Origin of the sequence: Streptomyces ipomoeae 91-03 (assembly GCF_000317595.1) — a bacterium.
GTDB lineage: Bacteria > Actinomycetota > Actinomycetes > Streptomycetales > Streptomycetaceae > Streptomyces > Streptomyces ipomoeae.
Window position 1 is genome coordinate 1 of record NZ_AEJC01000119.1, and the last position, 3,631, is coordinate 3,631.

2 protein-coding genes and 1 pseudogene are annotated in these 3,631 nt (G+C 70.4%); 2 read left to right on the top strand and 1 reads right to left on the bottom strand.

The window, feature by feature from the left end; translation table 11 throughout:
- A pseudogene (locus STRIP9103_RS08165) lies at positions 1 to 378 on the top strand (DMT family transporter); the annotation flags it as partial.
- Between the two features lie 56 nt (positions 379 to 434).
- Here STRIP9103_RS08165 and STRIP9103_RS08170 read toward each other — a convergent pair.
- Positions 435 to 1,595 (bottom strand): transglycosylase family protein, encoded by a 1,161-nt coding sequence (locus tag STRIP9103_RS08170; RefSeq protein WP_009303152.1) that lies wholly within the window; start codon positions 1,593 to 1,595, stop codon positions 435 to 437.
- A 479-nt stretch (positions 1,596 to 2,074) separates the two neighbouring features.
- On the opposite strand from STRIP9103_RS08170, the gene gndA reads away from it, so the two are divergent.
- Positions 2,075 to 3,514 carry an NADP-dependent phosphogluconate dehydrogenase gene (gene gndA, locus STRIP9103_RS08175; RefSeq protein WP_009303149.1) on the top strand — a complete coding sequence of 480 codons (1,440 nt, stop codon included), beginning with the start codon at positions 2,075 to 2,077 and terminating at the stop codon, positions 3,512 to 3,514.
- The last annotated feature ends 117 nt before the right edge of the window (positions 3,515 to 3,631 follow it).

Sequence of the window (3,631 nt, forward strand, 5' to 3'; positions counted from 1 at the left end):
CTCCTCGCGCTGGGCTGCGGGGTCGTGGCGGCGGGCGGTCTGATCCTGCTGACCACCGAGCGGCTCGACGACGAGGCGCGCCGGGAGCGGGGCGACGAGGAGGTCACGGTCACCACGATCGACGGTGTCACCGTCCCCGACCGGGAGGCCCTGACCGTCGAGGCACTGCTCGCGGGTCTTCCGCAGCAGCCGGCCGGGATCCCGGCCGCCGAGGGCGCGATCGACCTCGACAAGCCCATGGTCGTACCGGCCCCGTTCCTGGGGAACGCGTACAGGGACGACGGTCCGTCCGGAGAGCTGCCGCAGCGGCCGTTCTCCGGCGAGCTGTACATCCCGGGGCCGCTCCGCGACCGGCATCGCGACCACGTCACATCCTGAGCACGGCCACGTCGCACCCTGAGCGGGAGGCCCGGAACCGGGCCTCCCGCGGCGCGTCATATCCGTACCCCTCCCGCCCTGAGATAGGCGATCGGGTCGATGTCGCTGCCGAACCCGGGCCCCGTCCGCACCTCGAAGTGCAGATGCTGGCCCGTGCTGTTGCCCGTGTTCCCCGAGCGGCCGATGCGCTGGCCCGCGCTCACGTGCTGGCCGTCCTTCACGGAGATCGCCGACAGATGGGCGTACTGCGTGTAGCGGCCGTCGGAGTGCCGGATCACGACCTGGTAGCCGAAGGAGCCGCCCCAGCCGGCGGTGACGACCTCCCCGGAGCCGACGGACTTCACGGCGCTGCCGGTCGGCACGGGGAAGTCGACACCCGTGTGGTAGCCCTTCGACCAGGAGGAACCGGAGGCCCGGTAGGGCGTGCCCAGGGAAGCGCTCACGGGGGCGACGAAGGACGTGGACGACTGCCGCTTGTCGGCCTTCTGCTCCTTCCTCTCCTTCTGCTCCTTCCGCTGCTTCGTCTGCTCCTGCTTCTCGTCGGACACGTCCTTGTCGGTGTCCGAGCCGCCCTTCGGGACCGTCGCGCGCAGACTGAGCCGCTGCCCCGGCACTATCAGGTCCGGGTCGGAGCCGATGGTCTTGCGGTTGGCGTTGTAGAGCCCGCGCCAGCCGCCCTTCACCTCTTGGGAGTCGGCGATCTCGGAGAGGGTGTCGCCGCGGACGACCGTGTACATCTCGACCTTGCCCGCCTGCGACTGGGGCGTGGTCTGCGGTTTCACGTCCTCGATCGTGCGTGTGGAGCCACCGCCGCCGGGCTTGATGTCGGGTGTGTCGCCACCCCGGGTGAGCCCCGCCCGCACCGAGCACACCGGCCAGGCGCCGGGCCCCTGCCCGTCGAGGACCTTCTCGGCGATCGCGATCTGCTGGTCCTTGGTGGCCAGGTCGGCGCGCGGGGCGTAGGCCGTACCGCCGTAGGCCTCCCAGGTGGACTGGGTGAACTGGAGGCCGCCGTAGTGGCCGTTGCCGGTGTTGATGTTCCAGTCGTTGGTGGACTCGCACGCCGCGACCTTGTCCCAGGTCTCGACGTCGGCCGCCTCCGCGGTCCCGGTGGCGATCAGCGGAAGCGCCATTCCGGCCCCGCCGGCGGTGACGGTGAGTGAGGCGCGGTTGATCCTGTTCGGCTGGTACCGGCGGTGCCGACCGCGTGCGGCCATCGAGAAGCCCCCCTCGCATATGCCATGAGCCGCAAAAGTAAGCGCCGCGAACCGGCCATGACAAGACGAAAATTCAGCCGCGCCAGCCACTCCAGTGGCGCGTAAGCGACCTGATCCGGGCGCATAAGTGCCCTTGTCCGGCGCACGAGTGACCGCGTACGGCGCGTAAATCACCCGGATGCGCGGTCCATTGAGGCAGGTGGGGCCCTTCTTGCGTACTCAAGCCCGGCAGGCCGCGCGGTTCGGTCGGGGGCGCCGCACGCCGGGACGGCCGAGAGGACAATACTGGCGGGCAGGAACGGCACGACCGATATGAGGACCTACCGACGCCACGACTCGTCAGGACTGACCAGCACCACGCTTTCACCATCCAGCACCACGTTTTACAGCGACCAGCGCCACGTTTTACAGCGACCAGCAGCACGGGTCGTCAGGATCGACCGGCACCACTGATTCCAGGATCCATAGGAGCCAACCGTATGAGCACTACCGCCCAGATCGGCGTCACCGGCCTCGCGGTCATGGGGAGCAATCTCGCCCGCAACTTCGCGCGCAACGGCTACACCGTCGCCGTGCACAACCGCACGTCGGCGCGTACGCACGCGCTGGTGAAGGAGCACGGACACGAGGGCGACTTCATCGCGGCCGAGACCGCCAAGGAGTTCGTGCAGGCGCTGGAGCGGCCCCGGCGCCTGGTGGTCATGGTGAAGGCGGGCGGCCCCACGGACGCGGTGATCGAGGAGTTCGCGCCGCTCCTGGAGCCCGGTGACATGATCATCGACGGTGGCAACGCGCACTTCGCCGACACCCGCCGCCGCGAGGCCGCGCTGCGCGAGCAGGGCATCCACTTCGTCGGCGCGGGCATCTCCGGTGGCGAGGAGGGCGCGCTCAACGGGCCCAGCATCATGCCGGGCGGCCCGGCCGAGTCGTACGAATCGCTCGGCCCGATGCTGGAGAAGATCTCCGCGAAGGCCGCCGACGGGGCCCCCTGCGTCACGCATGTCGGGCCGGACGGCGCCGGGCACTTCGTGAAGATGGTCCACAACGGCATCGAGTACGCCGACATGCAGCTGATCGGCGAGGCCTACCAGCTGCTGCGCGATGTCGCCGGGTACTCCCCCGCGCAGATCGCGGAGATCTTCCGCACCTGGAACACCGGCCGCCTCGACTCCTACCTGATCGAGATCACCGCCGAGGTGCTGGCGCACGTCGACGCCGCGACCGGCAAGCCGTTCGTGGACGTGGTGGTGGACCAGGCCGAGCAGAAGGGCACCGGCCGCTGGACCGTCCAGATCGCCCTCGACCTGGGCGTTCCGGTCTCCGGCATCGCCGAGGCCGTCTTCGCCCGCTCCCTGTCCGGCCACGCCTCGCTGCGGGACGCTTCGCGGTCGCTGGCCGGCCCGAAGGCGACGCCGCTGAGCGCGGCCGAGGCCGGGGCCTTCGCCGACCGGGTCGAGCAGGCGCTGTACGCCTCCAAGATCGTGTCGTACACGCAGGGCTTCCACGAGATCGACGCGGCCCGTGCCGAGTACGACTGGGACATCGACCTCGGCAAGGTCGCCTCCATCTGGCGTGGCGGCTGCATCATCCGGGCCGCCTTCCTCGACCGGATCCGCGCGGCGTACGACGCCCGGCCGGATCTGCCGAGCCTGCTGTCCGACGAGACGTTCGCCCAGGAGATCGCCGCCGCTCAGGACGACTGGCGCGAGGTGCTGATCGCCGCGACGCGGCAGGGGGTGCCGACGCCCGGGTTCGCGGCGGCGCTCGCGTACTACGACGCGCTGCGGGCCGAGCGGTTGCCTGCGGCGCTCACGCAGGGGCAGCGGGACTTCTTCGGGGCGCACACGTATCGGAGGGTGGACCGGGAGGGGTCGTTCCACACGTTGTGGGGCGGGGATCGGTCGGAGGTCGACGCGTAAGCGAGGGAGACCGACGCCTGAGGTGGGGGGGGACGGCGGATCCGTTGGCGACTACGGGTTCGTTGGTGACTACGGGTTCGTTGCGGCTGGTAGCGCGGTTCCTCGCGCCCCCAGGGG